Annotated in this window: 18 protein-coding genes; 10 read left to right on the top strand and 8 right to left on the bottom strand. The window is 74.4% G+C overall.

What is annotated here, in order from left to right:
• Positions 1-43: 43 nt before the first annotated feature.
• Together CHC11_RS14700 and CHC11_RS14695 are read right to left on the bottom strand one after the other, a co-directional pair.
• Positions 44-997, bottom strand: coding sequence for an acyl-CoA dehydrogenase family protein (locus tag CHC11_RS14700; protein ID WP_089312274.1), 954 nt, complete (start codon positions 995-997; stop codon positions 44-46).
• Positions 997-2,130 (bottom strand): acyl-CoA dehydrogenase family protein, encoded by a 1,134-nt coding sequence (locus CHC11_RS14695; RefSeq protein ID WP_089312273.1) that lies wholly within the window; start codon positions 2,128-2,130, stop codon positions 997-999. The genes CHC11_RS14700 and CHC11_RS14695 overlap by 1 nt, the downstream gene beginning before the upstream one ends.
• A gap of 182 nt (positions 2,131-2,312) precedes the next feature.
• Between CHC11_RS14695 and CHC11_RS14690 the strand changes: the two genes are divergently transcribed.
• A complete protein-coding gene (locus CHC11_RS14690; RefSeq protein WP_089312272.1) occupies positions 2,313-2,909 on the top strand; it encodes a hypothetical protein in 597 nt (198 codons plus the stop codon).
• Positions 2,910-2,951: 42 nt separating this feature from the next.
• Here CHC11_RS14690 and CHC11_RS14685 read toward each other — a convergent pair whose 3' ends face one another.
• A complete protein-coding gene (locus tag CHC11_RS14685; RefSeq protein ID WP_089312271.1) occupies positions 2,952-4,127 on the bottom strand; it encodes a winged helix DNA-binding domain-containing protein in 1,176 nt (391 codons plus the stop codon).
• Between the two features lie 18 nt (positions 4,128-4,145).
• The gene (locus CHC11_RS14680; RefSeq protein WP_089312270.1) at positions 4,146-4,487 is read right to left on the bottom strand and encodes a hypothetical protein; all 342 of its coding nucleotides are present in this window, start codon (positions 4,485-4,487) and stop codon (positions 4,146-4,148) included.
• 126 nt (positions 4,488-4,613) lie between these two features.
• Between CHC11_RS14680 and CHC11_RS14675 the strand changes: the two genes are divergently transcribed.
• Positions 4,614-5,291 carry a phosphorylase family protein gene (locus CHC11_RS14675; protein ID WP_179278854.1) on the top strand — a complete coding sequence of 226 codons (678 nt, stop codon included), beginning with the start codon at positions 4,614-4,616 and terminating at the stop codon, positions 5,289-5,291.
• A gap of 7 nt (positions 5,292-5,298) precedes the next feature.
• On the opposite strand, the gene CHC11_RS14670 is transcribed toward CHC11_RS14675, so the two are convergent.
• The 4 genes from CHC11_RS14670 to CHC11_RS14655 all read right to left on the bottom strand — a co-directional run bounded on the left by CHC11_RS14670 (position 5,299) and on the right by CHC11_RS14655 (position 10,783).
• Positions 5,299-5,709 (bottom strand): hypothetical protein, encoded by a 411-nt coding sequence (locus tag CHC11_RS14670; RefSeq protein WP_245919222.1) that lies wholly within the window; start codon positions 5,707-5,709, stop codon positions 5,299-5,301.
• Positions 5,710-5,822: 113 nt separating this feature from the next.
• Positions 5,823-7,079, bottom strand: coding sequence for a hypothetical protein (locus CHC11_RS14665; protein WP_218826097.1), 1,257 nt, complete (start codon positions 7,077-7,079; stop codon positions 5,823-5,825).
• A gap of 81 nt (positions 7,080-7,160) precedes the next feature.
• On the bottom strand, positions 7,161-8,981 hold the full coding sequence (locus CHC11_RS14660) for an ABC transporter ATP-binding protein (RefSeq protein ID WP_089312267.1): 1,821 nt from the start codon (positions 8,979-8,981) through the stop codon (positions 7,161-7,163).
• Complete coding sequence (locus CHC11_RS14655; RefSeq protein WP_089312266.1) at positions 8,978-10,783, bottom strand: ABC transporter ATP-binding protein; 1,806 nt, start codon at positions 10,781-10,783, stop codon at positions 8,978-8,980. The genes CHC11_RS14660 and CHC11_RS14655 overlap by 4 nt, the downstream gene beginning before the upstream one ends.
• Positions 10,784-10,968: 185 nt before the next feature.
• Between CHC11_RS14655 and CHC11_RS14650 the strand changes: the two genes are divergently transcribed.
• From CHC11_RS14650 to trpA, 8 genes are all read left to right on the top strand, one after another.
• The gene (locus tag CHC11_RS14650; RefSeq protein WP_089312265.1) at positions 10,969-11,667 is read left to right on the top strand and encodes a TIGR03085 family metal-binding protein; all 699 of its coding nucleotides are present in this window, start codon (positions 10,969-10,971) and stop codon (positions 11,665-11,667) included.
• 247 nt (positions 11,668-11,914) lie between these two features.
• The gene (locus CHC11_RS14645) at positions 11,915-12,121 is read left to right on the top strand and encodes a cold-shock protein (protein ID WP_030144886.1); all 207 of its coding nucleotides are present in this window, start codon (positions 11,915-11,917) and stop codon (positions 12,119-12,121) included.
• A gap of 829 nt (positions 12,122-12,950) precedes the next feature.
• A complete protein-coding gene (locus CHC11_RS14640) occupies positions 12,951-13,502 on the top strand; it encodes a Trp biosynthesis-associated membrane protein (RefSeq protein WP_245919220.1) in 552 nt (183 codons plus the stop codon).
• Positions 13,499-14,164, top strand: a complete 666-nt coding sequence (locus CHC11_RS14635; RefSeq protein ID WP_089312264.1) for a response regulator transcription factor — start codon at positions 13,499-13,501, stop codon at positions 14,162-14,164. The genes CHC11_RS14640 and CHC11_RS14635 overlap by 4 nt, the downstream gene beginning before the upstream one ends.
• A 10-nt stretch (positions 14,165-14,174) precedes the next feature.
• Positions 14,175-14,603, top strand: a complete 429-nt coding sequence (locus CHC11_RS14630; protein ID WP_089312586.1) for a DUF2752 domain-containing protein — start codon at positions 14,175-14,177, stop codon at positions 14,601-14,603.
• Between the two features lie 113 nt (positions 14,604-14,716).
• On the top strand, positions 14,717-15,523 hold the full coding sequence (gene trpC / locus CHC11_RS14625) for an indole-3-glycerol phosphate synthase TrpC (RefSeq protein WP_089312263.1): 807 nt from the start codon (positions 14,717-14,719) through the stop codon (positions 15,521-15,523).
• Between the two features lie 128 nt (positions 15,524-15,651).
• Positions 15,652-16,884, top strand: coding sequence for a tryptophan synthase subunit beta (trpB, locus tag CHC11_RS14620; RefSeq protein ID WP_089312262.1), 1,233 nt, complete (start codon positions 15,652-15,654; stop codon positions 16,882-16,884).
• On the top strand, positions 16,881-17,693 hold the full coding sequence (gene trpA / locus CHC11_RS14615; protein WP_089312261.1) for a tryptophan synthase subunit alpha: 813 nt from the start codon (positions 16,881-16,883) through the stop codon (positions 17,691-17,693). The genes trpB and trpA overlap by 4 nt, the downstream gene beginning before the upstream one ends.
• Positions 17,694-17,784 lie beyond the last annotated feature (91 nt).

Genomic DNA, 17,784 nt, shown 5'->3' with positions numbered 1-17,784 from the left:
CTACTCCTAGCGAGATTACCGACCCGTCCCGGCGGCCGAGCGTTCAGGTGCCGGTGACGAGCGCCCACGGGTCGGGTGCGGCGGCGAGCGCGGCGCCGAGATCGTCGGCCCAGGCGGTCTCGCTGCCGTACTCGTCCCGCCACGACCACAGCCGCAGGGTGACCCGGCGCAGAGGGTGCTCCTCGGTGACGCCGAGCGCGCCGTGCACCTGGTGGGCGATCGCCGCGACCGCGCCCGCGGCCCGCGAGGCGTTCGCCTTGGCGGCCGCCACCGCGAACGGGTCGCCCGGGGCGCGGACGGCGGCGCGCACCGCGACGTCCGCGACCGTCGCCTCCCCGGCCAGCTCCGCCAGCATCTGCTGGACGGCCTGGAACCGCCCGATCGGCCGCCCGAACTGCTCCCGCTCGCCCGCGTACCGGACGGACAGGTCCAGCGCCCGGGCCATCGCCCCCGTCAGCTGGACGGCCCGCGCCAGCGCGCCCCGCCGCCGCAGCTCGGCCGCGTCCACCGCGCACGGCGCCGCCTCCTCCGCCGGGACACCGGACAGGACGACGTCGTCGCGCGGCTCGCCCGCCACGTTCGCGCCCTCGGTGATCTGCGCCCGCGCCGGATCGACGACGGCGACGAACCCGTCGCCCAGGACGACCAGAGACGGCGCCGAACGCGCCCAGGGGACCCGGCGGAACGTCCCGTTCAACACGGGGCCGCCGCGGCCTTCGGCCGCCTCGACCTCGCCGGTCATGACGGTGAGAGCGCCGGGAGCCGCCCGCAGGCCGGCGTCGGCGAGCAGCCGCCCGGCCAGCAGGGTCTCGGCCAGGGGCACGCCCGCGGCGTGATACCCGGCCGCGCGCAGGACGGCTGCGGCGTCGGCGAGGTCTCCGCCGCTGCCGCCCGCCTCCTCCGGCACGCCTGCCAGCGTCAGACCGGCCTCCTCCAGCGCCCGCCAGGGGTCGTCGCCGGCGAGGATCTCGTTCGCGGTCTCCTCCACAAGCCCCATCAGCGCACTCCCAGGCCGCGGGCGACGATGCCGCGCAGGATCTCGTTGGTGCCGCCCCGCAGCGTGAACCCGGGCGCCTGGACGACCGACTCCGCCAGCGCGCGGGCCAGCGGGTCGGGGGAGCCGGGGTCGGGCTCCACGCCCGCGTGCTCGCGCGCCGCCTCGATGACCTCTCGCTCGAACCGCGTCCCGAGGTCCTTGACGAGGGCGGCGGCCAGGTCGGGGGTCTCGCCCCGGGCGAGGGCGCCCGCGACGCCCAGCGACGCCTGGCGCAGTGCCCACAGGCGCGCGGTCAGCCCGCCGAGCGCCCGCCGCGCCGCGGGACCCTCGGCGCGGCCGTGCAGGAGCCGGATGAGCATGAACGTGCTGAGCAGCCGTTCGGGGCCGCTGCGCTCGTAGGCCAGCTCGGCGGTGACCTGCCGCCACCCGTCCCCGGCGCGGCCGAGGACGAGCGCGTCCGGCACGAGGACGCCGTCGAGCACGACCTCGTTGAAGTGGTGCTCGCCGGACAGCCCCCGGATCGGCCTGATCGTCACACGGTCGTCCGGCAGGGGCACGATGAACTGGCTGAGGCCCGCGTGCCGGTCCTGCGAGCGGGGCGCGCTCCGGGCCAGGACGAGGAGCGCGTGCGCGAGGTGGGCGCCGCTCGTCCACACCTTGGCGCCGTGCAGCCGCCACCCGCCGCCGTCGCGCTCGGCGCGGGTCCGGACCGACGCCAGGTCGGAGCCGGAGTCGGGCTCGCTCATCCCGATCGCGAAGAAGCACTCGCCGCGCGCGATCGCCGGCAGGAACCGCCTCTTCTGCTCCTCGGTGCCGTGGGCGAGGATGGACGGGCCGGTCTGCCGGTCGGCGATCCAGTGCGCGCCCACCGGGGCGCCGGCGGCCAGCAGTTCCTCGACCACCACGAACCGCTCCAGCGGTGAGCGCCCGTGCCCGCCGTAGCGCTCGGGGAGCGTCATGCCCAGCCAGCCGCGCTCGCCCAGCAGGCGGCTGAAGGCGGGGTCGGCGCCGGTGAGCCAGCTGTCGCAGCGGGCCGTGAAGGGCGTCTCGGCCAGGAACTCCCGCACGCGGGCCCGCAGCGCGGCGGCCCCGGGCGGGAGCGTGCCGGGGGTCAGGCCGGGCAGTGCCGCCACATGCACCTCCTCTGTCCAGGGGGACGTTACAGACGTGCCCCGACGCGCCGGTCAGCGGCCCCTTACAGGGGGCCGCCTGGCGGGGGCGGCGGTTCTCTGGGATCGTGGTCGTCCTGCACAGGCGTTCCGCAGGGGGAGAAGACATGTGGCCCGGGTCCAACCCGCCGATGGGACCACCGCCGATGGAACCGGGCCGGCCGGAACCGGGCCGGCCAGGACCGGGCTGGACGCCGCCGCGGCGGCGCGTCGGTCCGAGCGCCGGATGGTACGCGCTGCCGATCGTCCTGGTCCTGGTCGCCGTCATCGGGTTCCTCACGGTGCTGGCGCTGCTGTGGGACGACTCGGAGGTCGCCGAAGGCCCGGTGGCCGTGGGCGACCCGGCGTCCGGGGTGGCCCTTCGGCTCACGGAGGGCTACGGCTACTTCGTCTACGTCCGCGAGGGCGGCCCGTCCCCGTACGCGTGCCGGGTCGAGGCGGGGGAGCAGTCCGGGCCCGTCCAGCTCACGCGAAAGAACTCCTGGAGCGCCTCCGACCACGCGTCCTACCGCTACACCGCCACGTTCAGGGCGCCGGTGTCGGGCGACGCCCGGCTGACGTGCCGGGGCGCCGAAGGGCCGATCCTCGTGACGCCGGACGACACCGCCCACGGCTACCTCGGCCTCGCCCTGCTGACCGCGCTCGGCCTCGGCGGTCTCGCCGCCGTCGCCTTCGTCGTGACGATCCTCAGGCGCGGCGGGGCCAGGCGCCGGGCCGCGACGGCCCCGGGCCCCTACCTCTGACGATCTGATCCCGGCCGGGCCCGCGAGGAGCAGGGCCCCGGCTCACGCCGTCAGTTCGCGCTCCAGGGGGGTGCGGAACCGGGGGACGGCGCGGACGTCGCCGAACCACTCCGCCATGCGCGCCGCCTCCCGCTCGACGGCGGCCTCGGCGCCGGCGCCGACGTCCTCCAGGAGGCGGACGGCGATCTCGCCGTCCTTGCGCTGCGCCCATCCGCCGACGATGCGGCCGTCCCACCAGACCGACGGCCCGATGTTGCCGTTGCGGTCGAACAGCCGCGGGCCGTGGGCGCCGAGGAACCAGCCGCGCTCCTGCCAGCCCATCGGGGTCGGGTCGAGCGCGGGCAGCAGCGCCGCCCACGGCTCCGGCGCGGGCGCGGGCTCCAGGTCGTCGGACAGGACGATGCCGGTGGCGCCGCCGAGGTCGACCTCGGTGACGTCCAGGACGGCGAGGGCCTTCTTGACGTCGCCGGCGCTCCAGCCCGTCCACCACTTCAGGTCCGCGGCCGGCGCTGGCCCGAACGCGCGCAGCCAGCGGCGGACGAGTCCGGCGCGGGCCTCGGCGGCCGGGATGTCCTCGATGCCGCCGGGCAGCCACGTCTCGACCGGCGACCACACGTACTGGCTGCTCGTCCACGACCCGTTCGGCCGCCCCCGCACGATGCGCCCCTCGCAGCCGAGCGTGACCAGGACCCAGGTGGTGATGTTCGTGGGCCGCGAGTAGGACTTGCCGGGCGCCGGATCGACCTGCGTCCGCAGCAGGGGCACGTCCGCGCTGAGCTGGGCCCCCGTCGCCGCACCGCGCGCCAGCAGCGCCTCGTGGGCGGCCTCCTCGGCCCTGGTGAACAGGGCCGGAGCGTCGGTGACGTCGCTGCCGCGCTCGATCATCCGTGCGTAGGTGGCGCGCTGCCTGGCCGCCAGCCCGGACGCCGTGGACGCCTGCAGCACCGGGACCAGCTCGGTCGGCGCGACGAACATCGTCCGGCGCATCGCGAGCATCCGCAGCAGCGTGCGGTCGACGTACAGGGCCTTCTCCACCGCCGCCGGGACGGCGTGGACGCTGCGGGCCGCGACCGACAGGTACACGGTGGCCGGATCCGTGGCGTGCAGCACCAGCAGGGACCGGGCGATGTCGAGGACGTCGTCGGTCCTGGCCGGGGCGCAGAGCCGGTGGCGGAGCGCGAGCCGGGCCCGCCGCTCCGCCCAGTTCATCGAACGCATGAGCGAATACTAGACCGGTCAGCCGTTGTTGGAGATCCTCACCACCACCTGGTCCTTGGTGACGGACCGCACCGAGACGTCGAAGCCCTCGGCCTGCTGCCCGTCCCCGGCCGGCACCGTCACCGTCTGCCCGCCGATCTTGAGGGTGACCAGCTCGCCCTGCACCTTCACCAGCTCGGCCTTCACGCCGAGGATGGACGCGCTCGCGTCGACGCCGCGGTCGAAGGTCACCGTGCAGGAGTTGACGCCGCAGGAGGTCTTGCTGTTCTCGCCGCCGCACGCGGCCGCGGCGCCGAGGGGCAGCAGGACGAACGGGAGTACGGCCAGCTTCCGCCGAAGGGGAAAGGAGGTCGAGGTCATGCTGGGGAGTCTAGGCGGGCGGGGCCGCGGCCCGCGCCCTCCGCGAGGCGGATCCGCGGGGCGCGAATCCGGTACCCCGCGGTGACGGCGCTGGATCTCGGGATGACCTCGTGTTTCGCTGGACGGGTGAACTTCACCGAAGGGGCGGACGCCGCTGGAAGGGCCGGCTGGGACGATGCCGTGGACGCGCCGATGCTCGGCCCGGTGGTGTGCGCCGCGCTCGGCATGGAGGCGCGCGCGATCCGGCGCGGCCTCACCCGGACGCCGGTCGTGGTCGTCGGCTACCGGGCGCGGCGCGCCGACCGGCTGCCGGCGGCTTGCGCCGCCCTCGTCGTCGCCGGGTTCGGCGGCGCGCTCGACGAGCGGCTGCGGCCCGGCGACGTCCTCGTCGCCGACGAGATCCGCGCCGCCGGAGCCGGCGGGAAGGCGGTCCCGTGCGCCGCGCCGCGCCTGCTCGCCGAGGAGATGATCCGGGACGGCCTGAGCGCGCAGGTCGGCCCGCTGGTCACCACCGGCCGCGTCGTCCGGGGCGCGGAGCGCGCCCTGCTGGCGGCGCAGGGCGCGCGGCTGGCGGACATGGAGTCCGCGCTCGTCGCCGAGCGCGCCGGACCGCTGCCGGTCGCGGCCGTCCGCGTCGTCGTCGACGGTCCCCGGCACCCGCTGTGGCACCCGGGCATCGTCCGCCGCGGGCTGGCGGGACGGCGCGTCCTGACCCGCCTCGGCCCCGCCCTGGAGCGCTGGAGCGTCCTGCTCGTGCGGGGCGAGGAGGGCACGAGCGAGGGGAGTCCGGCCGGCCGGGCCTGACCGCCGCTCAGCCGTGCCCCGTACCGTGCTCCGGGCCGTGGGCGTCCCCCTGGACGATCTTGCCGCCGAGATCGCCGCGAAGCGACTCCAGGGTCTGCTGCTGGCTGACCGCCACCCAGCGCGCCCCGACCAGATACGTCCCGCCCCAGGGCTTGGCCTCCTCCAGCCAGGCGTGCATGCCGTTGTCGGAGGTGAAGCTCAGCAGGACGTAGCGTCCCCGCGCGGTCTTGCAGTTCCCCTGCTCCAGATCCTTGACCTTGCGCTTCCCGGTCAGGGAGCAGTCTGTCTGCTGCGCCAGCTCGGCCAGGCTCGCCGGCTCGGCGGCCTTGCCGCCGCCGGACGCGTCCGACGCGGCGGAGCAGCCGGCCGCCAGCGGCATCGCCAGCGCGGCGGCGCACAGCGGCACCGTCTTCAACAAGCCGAGATGGTGTCGGGAGACCATCGCTCTTCCTCTCCGGGGTGGGACGCGCGATTCGGGGGAGATACGCGCCCCGCCCCGGAAGGGTTCAACCAGTCAGGACACCGGGGGCCTCAGGGCATCAGGCGGGCGCCCGCGGCGGCGCGGACGCCGGGCTCCTCGGCGTCGTCGTGATGGAGCCGCTGCAGCCGCAGCGACGTCTCGCCGGTCAGCGGCGCGGTCCGGGCGGCCTCGGCCCGGACGCCTTCCTCGCAGTCCCACAGCCCTTCGACGGTGTAGGACTCGGCGGTGTGCGGCGCGGTTCTCGTCAACGCGGTCAGGATGCGGGGTCGCAGATAGGCATAGGTCGATTCGGTCCAAGCGGTCTTCAACAGCGGGACGGCCTCGCCCGCGCGCAGCCGTCCCAGCCCTTCGATCGGGCTCGCGGCGTCGGCCCAGTCGCGCCGGGCGACGGCGGCGTTCAGCTCGTCCATCAGCAGGGGGATGTCCTGGCGGGTGCCGTAGCGGGCGAGGATGCGCAGCCCCATGTCCGCGCAGCCGCCGCGCTGCGCCGCCCACATCCGCGCCCGCGGCAGCGTCTCCGGCCCGTACTCCCGCAACGCCCGGCACACCGCGCCGCCGAACCTGCTCGGCCGCTGGGGCAGCAGCTCCTCGGCGAGGTCCAGCAAAGCGAGCGTCCGGCGGCGGCCCAGCTCGAATATCGCCGCTATGGAGCCCTCGCCGCGCCGCCGCGCCAGATCCAGCAACTCGGCCTCGCTCTGCGCGTCCTTCCCGGGAGCGGGGACCATCGCGCGGCGCGCCGCCCGCCCCGCCTCCCGCTGCCGCGCCAGCGCCTCGGCCACCCGCGGCTGCCGCGCCGCCCACGCCTCGATCACCGGGTTGTGCCGGCCCGGGACCAGCAGCACCAGGTCCGCGTCGTCGCACCGCGCGGCGACCAGGGCGTCCAGGCCGACCGTGAGCGAAGGGTCTCCGAGGTCGATGAGCTCGGCGACCGCGTCGAACCACTGCGCGCCCTCCTCGGCGTACCGGCGCAGCGGCACGGCGGCCTCCCGCCGGCTCAGCCGCACCAGGTCGGCCAGCACGCCCAGCGCCAGGTCCACCCGCCACTCGTCGGGGTCGGTGTGGTCGGACGGATCGAACAGATGCTCCGCCACCGGCCCCACCGACAGCTCCAGATCCACCATCAACCGGGCGTAGTACAGCCGCCGCGACTCGCACTGCCGATCCCAGCGCGGATCACGCCGGACGCAGGCGTACACGTACTCGCCCGCGCCGGGCTTGTCCGCCGCGCGGCGCGCGGCCCTCCCGAGTCCACGCTGCAGTTGACCGTGCAGCGTGCCCGCCGATTCCAACACGACCTCGTTGCTCACCCCAGCAGAATGCGCACTGGACCAGATATCGGGCAAGTGCTTTAGCTTGCGTTTACCCAGCGAGCAGCCCTGTGGAACCCGTCACAGGCTCCGCTGGGAGATCCAGGAGGCGTGCAGATCGGCGTACACGCCCGGCACGGCGACGAGCTCGGCGTGCGGGCCGCGCTGCACGATCCGCCCCGCCTCGAAGACGATCACCTCGTCCGCCGCCTCGGCGGTGGACAGCCGGTGCGCGATCGAGATCGCCGTCCGGCCCCGCGTCACGCCCTCCAGCGCCCGCTGGATCCGCACCTCGGTGGCCGGGTCCACGGCGGAGGTCGCCTCGTCCAGGACGAGCAGGTCCGGGTCGGTGACGTAGGCGCGGGCCAGCGCGACGAGCTGGCGCTCACCCGCCGACAGCGACTCGCCCCGCTGGCCGACGGGCGTGGCGAGGCCCTCGGGGAGGCCGTCCAGCCAGTCGGCGAGGCCCAGCTCGGTCAGCGCGAGGACGAGGTCCGCGTCGGAGGCGTCCGGGCGCCCGTACCGGATGTTGTCGGCGAGCGAGGCGTCGAACAGGAACCCGTCCTGCGGCACCATGACGATCCGCTCGCGCAGCGAGGAGAACCGGACGCGGTCCAGCGGCACGCCGTCCACCAGGACGCGGCCCGACACCGGGTCCATGAGCCGGGTGAGGAGCTTGGCGAACGTCGTCTTGCCCGACCCGGTCTGCCCGACGATCGCGATGCGGCTGCGCGGCGCGATGCCGGCGCTCACCTCGTGCAGGACGGGCGGGCCGCCCGGGTAGGCGAACCCCACCGACTCGAACCGCACCTCGATGGGGCCGCGCGGCAGCGTCCGGCCCGCCTCGCCCGGGTCGGCGACGTCCGGGGCGGTGTCCAGCACCCCGAGCACCCGCCGCCAGCCCGCGATCGCGTTCTGCGCGTCGTTCAGGACCTCGGTGGCCGTCTGCATCGGGCTGACGAACAGCGTGACCAGGAACAGGAACGCCACGAGCCGCCCGGCCGACAACTCCCCGGCGACGCCGAGCAGCGTCCCGGCGATGACGACGGCGCCGGTGGCGAGCGCCGCCACCAGCTCGCTGACCGGGAAGGTGAGCGCGACCATCGCCTGCGCCCGCGTCTGCGCCGACCGGTAGGAGTCCACGGTCTCGTCCACCCGGCGGCCGGTGCGCTCCTCCGAGGCGTAGGCGCGGATCACCGGGGCGCCCACGACCGACTCGCTGACGGCCGCCAGCAGGTCGCCCATCCGCTCCCGCACCCGCATGTACGCCCTCGACAGGATCCGCTGGAGGCGGCGCAGCGCGAACGCCAGCGGCACGAACGCCGCCCACACCAGCAGCGCCAGCGGCCACGAGTAGACGAGCATCAGCACGCTCGCCACGACCAGCTGCCCGATCGACACGATGAACATCAGCCCGCCCGACTGCATGAACTGGCTGATCTGGTCGACGTCGCCGGTCACCCGCGACACCAGCGCGCCCCGCCGCTCGCCGCTCTGGGTGAGCATCGACAGGTCGTGGACGTGCCGGAACGCCCGCACCCGCAGCGTCGCCAGGCCGCCCTCCGACGTCCTGTACAGCCGCACGTTCATCAGGTACGCGCACACGGCCGTCACCAGGACGGCCGCCGCGCACAGCAGCACCGCCGTCCGGATGAAGGCCAGGTCGGGGCCGTCCGGGCGGCCGAGGCCCTTGTCGATCGTCTGCTGGACGGCGACGGGCACCACCACCCGCCCGGCCGTCGACACCAGCGCGAGCGCCAGCGTCCCGGCCAGGCCGGCCCGGAACTCCGGGCTCAGCCGCAGCCCCCGCCGCAGCGTGCTGATCGCGCCCTCCGCCGTGGTGTCGCTCAGTCCCGGCGCGCTCCCGCGCTTCGAGGCCGCCGTGTCGGTCACCGTCGTCATGCCATGGCCTCCTCGCCGCCCTCGACCGCTTCCTGTTCCGCCTCGGCCTGCTCGTAGGCGTTGACGAGGTTGCGGTAGCCCTCCGAGCCGTCCAGCAGCTCTGCGTGGGTGCCGCGCGCGATGACGCGGCCGTGCTCCATGTAGACGACCTCGTCGGCGAGCGCGATCGTGGCCTTGCGGTAGGCGACGACCACGACGGTCGCGCCGCCGGACTCCTCCGCCTGCGACTCCCGCAGGCTCTGCAGGATGCGCGCCTCGACCTGCGGGTCGACGCTGGACGTCGCGTCGTCCAGGACGAGCAGCCGGGGCCGCCGCACCAGCGCCCGCGCCAGCGCCAGCCGCTGGCGCTGGCCGCCCGACAGCGTCGCCCCGCGCTCGCCCACCCTCGTGTCGAGCCCGTCGGCGAGGGCCGCGACGAACCCCTCGGCCTGGGCGAGCCGCAGCGCCTCCCAGACCCGCTCGTCCGGGACGTCGAGGCCGAGCGTCACGTTGCCGCGCACGGTGTCGTCGAACAGGAACGTCTGCTGCGGGACCAGGGCCGCCGTCGCCGCGACCCCGCCGCGCTCCACGTCCCGCAGGTCGACGCCGTCCAGCAGGACGGACCCGTCCGCCGGGTCGACCAGCCGGACGAGCAGCGAGGTGAGCGTGGACTTGCCCGACCCCGTCGGACCGACGACCGCGATCGTCCGGCCCGGCGCCGCCCCGAACGACACGTCGTGCAGGACGCGGCGCCGCGCGCCCTCGCCGCCGCCCGCCGCCTCGTAGGCGAACCTGACCTCGCGGACCTGGAGTTCGGTCGCCGCGCCGCCGGAACCGTCCAGCGAGCCGTCCCCGAACGGCAGCGACCCCGTCGCGTCCAGGACGCCGCGGACCCGCTTCCACCCGACGACGCTGCGCGGCACCTCGCCCAGCACCCAGCCCAGCGCCCGGATCGGCCACGACAGCAGCGTGAACAGGTAGGCGACGTTCACCAGGTCGCCCGGCGACATCGCGCCCGAATCCAACCGGATCGACCCGATCAGCAGGACGGCCAGCACCCCGAGGTTCGGCAGCGCCTCCAGCATCGGGTCGAACAGCCCGCGGATGCGGCCGACCGCGATGTTGGCGTCCCGCAGCTCCCGCGCCCGCCCGGCGAACCGCTCGGTCTCCGCCGCCTCCCGGCCGAGGGTCTTGACCACCAGGCCGCCCTCGAAGCTCTCGTGCGCGACCTCGCTGACCTCCGCGCGCAGCTGCTGCGCGCGGGTCGCCACCGGGGACAGCCGCCGCTGGTACACCACGTTGATGAGGGCGACGGCGGGGAACACCAGGAAGCCGACCCCGGCCACGACCACGTCGGTGACCAGGATCGACACCGCGGCGATCAGCAGCATGAACACGACGCCGACCGCCATCGGCAGCGGCGCGATCGGCGCCCACACCGCCTCGACGTCGGCGTTGGCGTTCGACAGCAGCTGCCCGGTCGGGTGCCGGTGGTGCCACGCCAGCGGGAGCCGCAGGTACTGCCTGGTCACCGCGCGGCGGTAGGACGCCTGGAGCCGGTACTGCATGAGGCCCGCGTAGAACCGGCGTCCCGCGACGCCGAGCGCCTTCAGCAGCGCCACCGCCATGATCAGGGCGGCGGCCCCGGCCAGCGCCCCGGCGGTCGTGTGCCCGGACTCGAACGCCGGCAGCACGACGTGGCCGGTCGCCCAGCCCAGCACCTGCGCGGTCCCCACGGTCATCACCGCGTACAGGGCGCTCGCCAGCACCGACAGCGCGAACACCCGCGGCTCCGCCTTCACCGCCACCCACAGGACGCCCATGCCCTCTCTCAGGACAGGCGGGCTGACGCGTCTGGACGCAGGTGGCACGGCGACTCCTCGATCACGGCGGCGCCCCGGGAACGCCCCCTTGCGACCGCGCCGGGGGGTTTGTGGGGCTGGATATTGCCTACCATCCGGCCGGGGCGCTTATTCCCGGCCGCCCCGCCGCGGCCTACGATCGGCCGATGAGCACGCCCGACGACGGCCCCGCGCCGTCCGCCCCGAAGCAGGACGGTTCCGGCGCGGCGGTCCCCGGCCCGGTCCGCCGCGAACGGCTGCTGCTCGCCGCGGCCCTGGCGGAGGCCGGGCCGGAGGCGACCACCGGGTGCGCGGGGTGGGACGCCCGCGACCTGGCCGCCCATCTGGTCGTCCGCGAGGGGCGCCCCGACGCGGCCCCCGGGATCCTGCTGCCCCCGCTGGCCTTCTACACCGAACGGCTGCGGCGGCGGACGGCCCGCGCCGTTCCGTTCGAACGGCTGGTGGAACGGTTCGCGCAGGGTCCGCCGAAGTTCTCCCCCTACGCCCTTCCCGGAGTCGACAGAAACGCGAACGCCGTGGAGTTCTTTGTTCACCTTGAGGACGTCCGGCGCGCCCGTCCCGACTGGGAGCCCCGCGACATCTCGCCGGACCTAGAGGAACTGCTCTGGCGAAGGATAAAAATTGCCCGCTTTGTCCTAAGGAAAGTTCAGGTCGAGGTAACCTTCGTCCGGCCCGACGGCCGCGCCGCCCGGGTGTCCGGCGGCGGTCGCGGAGCCGTGCGCGTGCACGGCCCGGTAGGCGAACTCGTCCTGTGGGCACTGGGCCGCCGGGACGTCGCGAAGGTGCGCCTCACCGGCGCCACGGACGCTGTCAAGACCCTGACCGAGACCCGTTGGAGTCTTTAACGGGCAGGTAACGGCATGGTTCGCCGAGAGGAGAAACGCAAGTCTTGCGGCTCCTCCGCTTTACGCGGAACCGGTGATACGGTGGGGCGGTCGGTTGCAGTCGTGGTTCTCGATCGTTCAGACGCCCGCGAACTGATGGCAGCGGGCGTTTTGGCTTTTCCGGGACCGTACGGGGGGCGAGGGCGTTCCGCAGCGACCGCACGGGCCCGCGAGGTGTGGGCCCAGGTTTTGCCGCAAGGAGAAAGACATGCCCCAGCAGGGCACCGTGAAGTGGTTCAACGCCGAGAAGGGCTTCGGCTTCATCGCCGTGGACGGCGGCGGGCCGGACGTCTTCGTGCACTACTCGGCCATCCAGAGTTCCGGCTACCGCAGCCTGGACGAGAACCAGCGCGTCCAGTTCGAGGTGACGCAGGGTAACCGGGGTCCGCAGGCCGACCAGGTCGTCCCCCTGTAACGCCCGCCAGCCGTACGTGGCAGAGCCCGCCCCCCACCGCCAGGGGGAGGCGGGCTCTGTTTAATTGCGTTTTTCTCCTTCTTCGGGCCTGGCGGCCCTCCATCGTCGATAAACGCGGGCGATCGCTGGCATCGCTTCGTCTCGCCTTGCGGCTCGCTTCGCGATCAGGTTCTTGCTTCGCTCGAACCTGCCTTTGGACGCGATCGCCGCTTCTCGGCTTGTTGCGTGGTTGCTCCGCCGGCTGAGGTGGGTGCGTGCGTGCCGCTGGCGGGGTCGCCCTTCGGGCCTGGCGGCCCTGGGGCTTGCGTGGGTTGAGTGGTGCTGCCTCGGTCGGCTCGCCTTGCGGCTCGCTCGCGTGCGTTCCTTGCCTTCGCTCGAACCTGCCTTTGGACGCGGACGCCACTTCTCGGCTTGTTGCGTGGTTGCTTCGCCGGCTGAGGTGGGTGCGTGCGTGCCGCTGGCGGGGTCGCCCTTCGGGCCTGGCGGCCCTGGGGCTTGCGTGGGTGAGTGGTGCTGCCTTGCCTGGCTCGCCTTGCGGCTCACTCGCGTGCGGTTCTTGCTTCGCTCGAATCTGCCTTGGATGCAATCGCCCTTCGGTGTCGAGTCGTTGCTCCGTGGGCTGAGGGGGCGTGTGGCTGTTGCGGGCCGGGGTTCGGGTCTGGCGGGCCAGGGGAGCGGTGATCATTTGCCTGGTCGGGTGCGGTCAGGGGGTGGGGCGGGGGCCCGGGGGGTGCTGCAATAAACTCGGGCGCATGTCCGTGGGAACGTCTGGTCTGGCCCCTCTGGTCGCTGCGTGGGCCGTCTCATGACGCCTGGGCGTGAACGGGGGGTGACGGCGGTGCTGTGCGCCGCGGGGGCTGGGCTCGCGCTGCTTGCTGCCGGGCGCACCTGGGCCACGGTCAGGGCGCAGGACGCCATCACGCCGTTCACCCAGCAGCTGACCGGTGGCGACCTCGGGGGTGCGGCCGGTGCGCTCGGGTGGGCCGGGCTGGCCGGACTCGCTGCGCTGCTGGCGACCCGCGGGCGGGTTCGTGCGGGTGTCGGTGTCCTCATCGCGCTGTTCGGCGTCGGGATCGCCTATGCGGCGACCGCGGCTGTGCAGCGGTCCAGTGTGCTGGCGGCCGCCGGGGACAAGAGCGCTCTGTTGAGGCTCGGCGCGCATCCTGTGCTGGACGTCAATCTTTGGTGGCTGGTTTCGGTCACCGGTGGGGTCGTCCTTGCCGTCGGCGGGATCCTTACCGCCGTGCGGGGCGCGCGTTGGCCTGGAATGTCGGCCCGCTATGAGCGCAGCGCCCCGCGCAAGGCGGCGGAGGACGATCCGTCCGCGCTGTGGAGATCACTCGACCGCGGCGAGGACCCGACCGCGCACGAGCGGTCGTGAGCGGCGACGGTGGCGGGGTCGTGCTCGTGATCGAGCACGACCCCGCCATCGCCGAACTGGAGCGCCGCTACCTCGCCCGGGAGGGCTTCGACGTCGAGATCGAGGCCGACCCCGCGCTGGCGCCCGCCGCCGCCCGGCGCCGGCGTCCCGACGTCGTCGTCCTGGACCTGTCCACCTCCGCGCTGCCCGTCGACCTGTACCGGCGCGTCGCCGACGCCGTCCGGCCCGCCCCCGTCGTCGCCGTCACCGGCCCCCTCGACCCGGCGATCGCGTGCTCCCTCGGCGACCACCGCGTCGAGCGGCCCTTCGGGCCCCGCGTCCTCGTCGCCGCGGTCGCCGAAGCCCTGCGCAACGGCGGGCCCGCCCAGGCGCCCGGCCCCCTGCGCGCCGGCCGCATCGCCCTCGAACCCCGCGACCGGGCGGCCGTCGTGGGCGACCGCCGCGTCGCCCTCACCGTCACCGAGTTCGACCTCCTCGAGTTCCTGATGGCCAACCCCGGCCGCGTCTTCACCCGCGAGCAGCTGCTCGACGCCGCGTGGGGGCCGGGAGCCGGCGCCGGGAGCCGCACCGTCGACGTCCACGTCGCCCAGCTGCGGGGCAAACTCGGCGAAGGCAGCCCCATCAGGACGGTGCGCGGCGTCGGCTACGTCCTGGACGCCTAGGGTGGACGGTGTGACTCGCGTATCCGTCGCTGATCGGGCGCGCTCGCGGGCGTTCGCGCCGCACGCGGCGGTGCTGGCCGGGGTCGCCGGCGGGGTTCTGGTGATCGCGCTCCGGGCGGATCCCGACGAGCCGGGGCACTACCCGGGCTGCCCCTTCCTGGCGCTGACCGGCTACTACTGCCCCGGATGCGGGATGACACGGCTCGTCTACGCGCTGACGCACGGGCACGTGGGCACCGCCTTCGGCCTCAACCCGCTGCTCTTCGTCCTGCTGCCGGTCTTCGGATACCTCTACGCGCGATGGACGGTCAGGACCGCCCAGGGGCTGCCCATGGGGTCCGCCCTGTTCAAGCCGGCCGTCGCGTATTCGTTCGTCGGCCTTCTCATCGTCTACTGGATCGTGCGCAACCTGCCGTTCGCGCACGTGCTCGCACCCTGACACGCGCGGCCCGGCCGGCGGGGAGCACGGACGGACCTCCCGGGTGCGGGACGCGTCGGAGGGGGCGGCTACGATCGGTGCACGGAACGACCTGAAATAGGGGGCCTGCGACCTTGAGCGTTTTGGACGAGATCATCGAAGGCGTCCGGGCCGATCTCGCCGACAGGCAGCGCGAGGTCCCGCTCGACGCCCTCAAGGAGCGGGCGGCGAAGGCCCCGGCCCCCCGGGACGCGCTCGCCGCGCTGCGCGGGCAGGGCGTCTCGGTCATCGCCGAGGTCAAGCGCAGCAGCCCCTCCAAGGGCGCCCTCGCCGCGATCGCCGACCCCGCCGCGCTCGCCCGCGACTACGAGGCCGGCGGCGCCAAGGTGATCAGCGTGCTGACCGAGCGGCGCCGGTTCGGCGGCAGCCTGGCCGACCTCGCCGAGGTCCGCGCCAACGTCGACGTCGCCCTCCTGCGCAAGGACTTCATCGTCACCTCCTACCAGCTGTGGGAGGCGCGGGCCGCGGGCGCCGACATGGCGCTTCTGATCGTCGCCGCCCTGGAGCAGGACGCGCTGGTCTCGCTGGTCGAGCGGGCCGAGTCGATCGGGCTCCTCCCGCTCGTCGAGGTGCACACCGAGGAGGAGGCGGCCCGCGCGGTCGACGCGGGCGCTAAGGTCATCGGCGTGAACGCCCGCGACCTGCGCACGCTGCAGGTCGACCGCGGCGTGTTCGCCCGGGTCGCGCCCCTCATCCCCAAGGACGTCGTGAAGGTCGCCGAGTCCGGGGTGCGGGGCCCGCACGACCTGCTCGCCTACGCCTCCAGCGGCGCCGACGCGGTGCTGGTCGGGGAGAGCCTCGTGATCGGCAAGGACCCGCGCGCCGCGGTCGCCGACCTCGTCGCCGCCGGCGCCCACCCGGCGCTGCGGCAGAGCGGCTGAGACACTCCCGTGACGAGTGGATAGGGTACGGGCATGCAGGTCGAACCGCTCCGGGAGCGATGGCGGGGCTAGTCCAGGACCCCAGTGACCGGATCAGCCGCCTCTCCCACGACAGGACGCGTTTTCTCATGACCATGGACACCGCCGCGCGCGGTGCTGGAGCCGTGCCCGACGCCACGGGCCACTTCGGCCGGTTCGGCGGGCGGTTCGCCCCCGAGGCCCTCATGGCGGCCCTGGACGAGCTCGCCCGCGAGTTCGAGACCGCCAAGAACGACCCCGCCTTCACCGCCGAGCTGGAGGACCTGCTCGCCAACTACGCGGGCCGTCCCAGCCTGCTGACGGAGGCCGCGCGCTTCTCCGAGCACGCGGGCGCCCGGGTGCTGCTCAAGCGCGAGGACCTCAACCACACCGGCTCCCACAAGATCAACAATGTGCTCGGCCAGGCGCTGCTCACCCGGCGGATGGGCAAGACCCGGGTGATCGCCGAGACCGGCGCCGGCCAGCACGGCGTCGCCACCGCCACCGCCGCGGCCCTGCTCGGCCTGACCTGCACCGTCTACATGGGCGAGGTCGACACCGAGCGGCAGGCCCTCAACGTCGCCCGGATGCGGATGCTCGGCGCCGAGGTGGTCCCCGTGCGGACCGGCAGCCGCACCCTCAAGGACGCCTGCAACGAGGCGTTCCGCGACTGGGTCGCCAGTGTCGAGGACACCCACTACTGCATCGGCTCGGTGATGGGCCCGCACCCGTTCCCGGTGATGGTCCGCGACTTCCAGCGCGTCATCGGCGTCGAGGCCAGGCGGCAGTGCGTGGAGATGACCGGCGCCCTCCCGGACGCCGTGATCGCCTGTGTCGGCGGCGGCTCCAACGCGATCGGCACCTTCCACGCCTTCGTCGGCGACGAGTCCGTCCGGCTGATCGGGTTCGAGGCGGGCGGCGACGGCGTCGCCACCGGCAGGCACGCCGCGACCCTCGTCGGCGGCTCCCTCGGCGTCATCCACGGCATGCGGACCTACCTGCTGCAGGACGACGACGGCCAGACCCTCGAGACCCACTCGATCTCCGCCGGGCTCGACTACCCCGGGGTCGGCCCCGAGCACTCGTGGCTGCACGACACCGGCCGCGCCGAGTACCGCGAGATCACCGACGCCGAGGCGATGGAGGCGTTCGCGCTGCTGTGCCGCACCGAGGGCATCATCCCGGCGATCGAGTCCGCGCACGCGCTCGCCGGGGCGCTCAAGGTCGGCAAGGAGCTCGGCGAGGACGCCACGATCGTCGTCTGCCTGTCCGGACGCGGCGACAAGGACATGCACACGGCCGCCACCTTCTTCGGCCTGATGCCCGAGGGAGGGAACGCGTGAGCGTCCGGACCGCCTACGACAAGGCCAGGGCCGACGGGCGCGCCGCCCTCGTCGGGTACCTGCCCGCCGGGTTCCCCAGCTACGAGGGCGCCGTGGAGGCGGCCAGGACGATGGTGGACGCGGGCTGCGACGTCATAGAGATCGGCCTGCCCTACACCGACCCGATGATGGACGGCCCCACCATCCAGGACGCCGTCCACCGGGCGCTCGTCGGCGGCGTCCGCGTCGCGGACGTGTTCCGCACGGTCGAGGCCGTCGCCGCCACCGGCGTCCCCGTCCTCGTCATGACGTACTGGAACCCCGTCGACCACTACGGCGTCGACCGGTTCGCCCGCGACCTCGCCTCCGCCGGCGGGTCGGGCCTGATCACGCCCGACCTCACGCCCGAGGAGGGCGGGTCGTGGCTGGAGGCGTCCGACGCCCACGGCCTCGACCGGGTGTTCCTCGTCGCGCTCAGCTCCACCGACGAGCGCATCGAGACGATCACCCGGGCGTGCCGCGGGTTCGTCTACGCGGCCTCGCTGATGGGCGTCACCGGCGCCCGCTCCGCCCTCGACACCGGCGCCACGCACCTGGTCGAGCGGACCCGCGCGATCCTGGACAAGGCCGGCGCGTCCCTGCCCGTCGGCCTCGGCCTCGGCGTCGGCACCGGCGCTCAGGCCGCCGAGGTCGCCGGGTTCGCCGACGGCGTGATCGTCGGGTCGGCGTTCATCCGCCGCCTGCTGGACGCGCCCGACCTCGCCTCCGGCCTCGCCGGGGTCCGGGCGCTCACCGAGGAGCTCGCCGCGGGCGTCCGGCACGGCCGCTGATCATTCCGGACAGCCCCGGACGTCCGCGCGGGACCGGCGAAACCCGGCTCCGCGCGGACGCCCCGGCAGGTCACGGGAACTCGCAGCGCCC

It is taken from the genome of Actinomadura mexicana, from assembly GCF_900188105.1.
GTDB lineage: Bacteria > Actinomycetota > Actinomycetes > Streptosporangiales > Streptosporangiaceae > Spirillospora > Spirillospora mexicana.
The sequence above is the reverse complement of the archived record's forward strand: the minus strand, read 5'-3'. Positions and strand labels throughout refer to the sequence as shown.

Bases quoted from the DNA above. Each gene is read 5' to 3' on its own strand.
- trpB (WP_089312262.1), top strand. From the start codon at position 15,652: ATGACCATGGACACCGCCGCGCGCGGTGCTGGAGCCGTGCCCGACGCC.
- CHC11_RS14660 (WP_089312267.1), bottom strand. From the start codon at position 8,981: ATGACGACGGTGACCGACACGGCGGCCTCGAAGCGCGGGAGCGCGCCG.
- CHC11_RS14690 (WP_089312272.1), top strand. From the start codon at position 2,313: ATGGAACCGGGCCGGCCGGAACCGGGCCGGCCAGGACCGGGCTGGACG.
- CHC11_RS14645 (WP_030144886.1), top strand. From the start codon at position 11,915: ATGCCCCAGCAGGGCACCGTGAAGTGGTTCAACGCCGAGAAGGGCTTC.
- CHC11_RS14700 (WP_089312274.1), bottom strand. From the start codon at position 997: ATGGGGCTTGTGGAGGAGACCGCGAACGAGATCCTCGCCGGCGACGAC.
- CHC11_RS14650 (WP_089312265.1), top strand. From the start codon at position 10,969: ATGAGCACGCCCGACGACGGCCCCGCGCCGTCCGCCCCGAAGCAGGAC.
- CHC11_RS14655 (WP_089312266.1), bottom strand. From the start codon at position 10,783: ATGGGCGTCCTGTGGGTGGCGGTGAAGGCGGAGCCGCGGGTGTTCGCG.
- CHC11_RS14685 (WP_089312271.1), bottom strand. From the start codon at position 4,127: ATGCGTTCGATGAACTGGGCGGAGCGGCGGGCCCGGCTCGCGCTCCGC.
- CHC11_RS14680 (WP_089312270.1), bottom strand. From the start codon at position 4,487: ATGACCTCGACCTCCTTTCCCCTTCGGCGGAAGCTGGCCGTACTCCCG.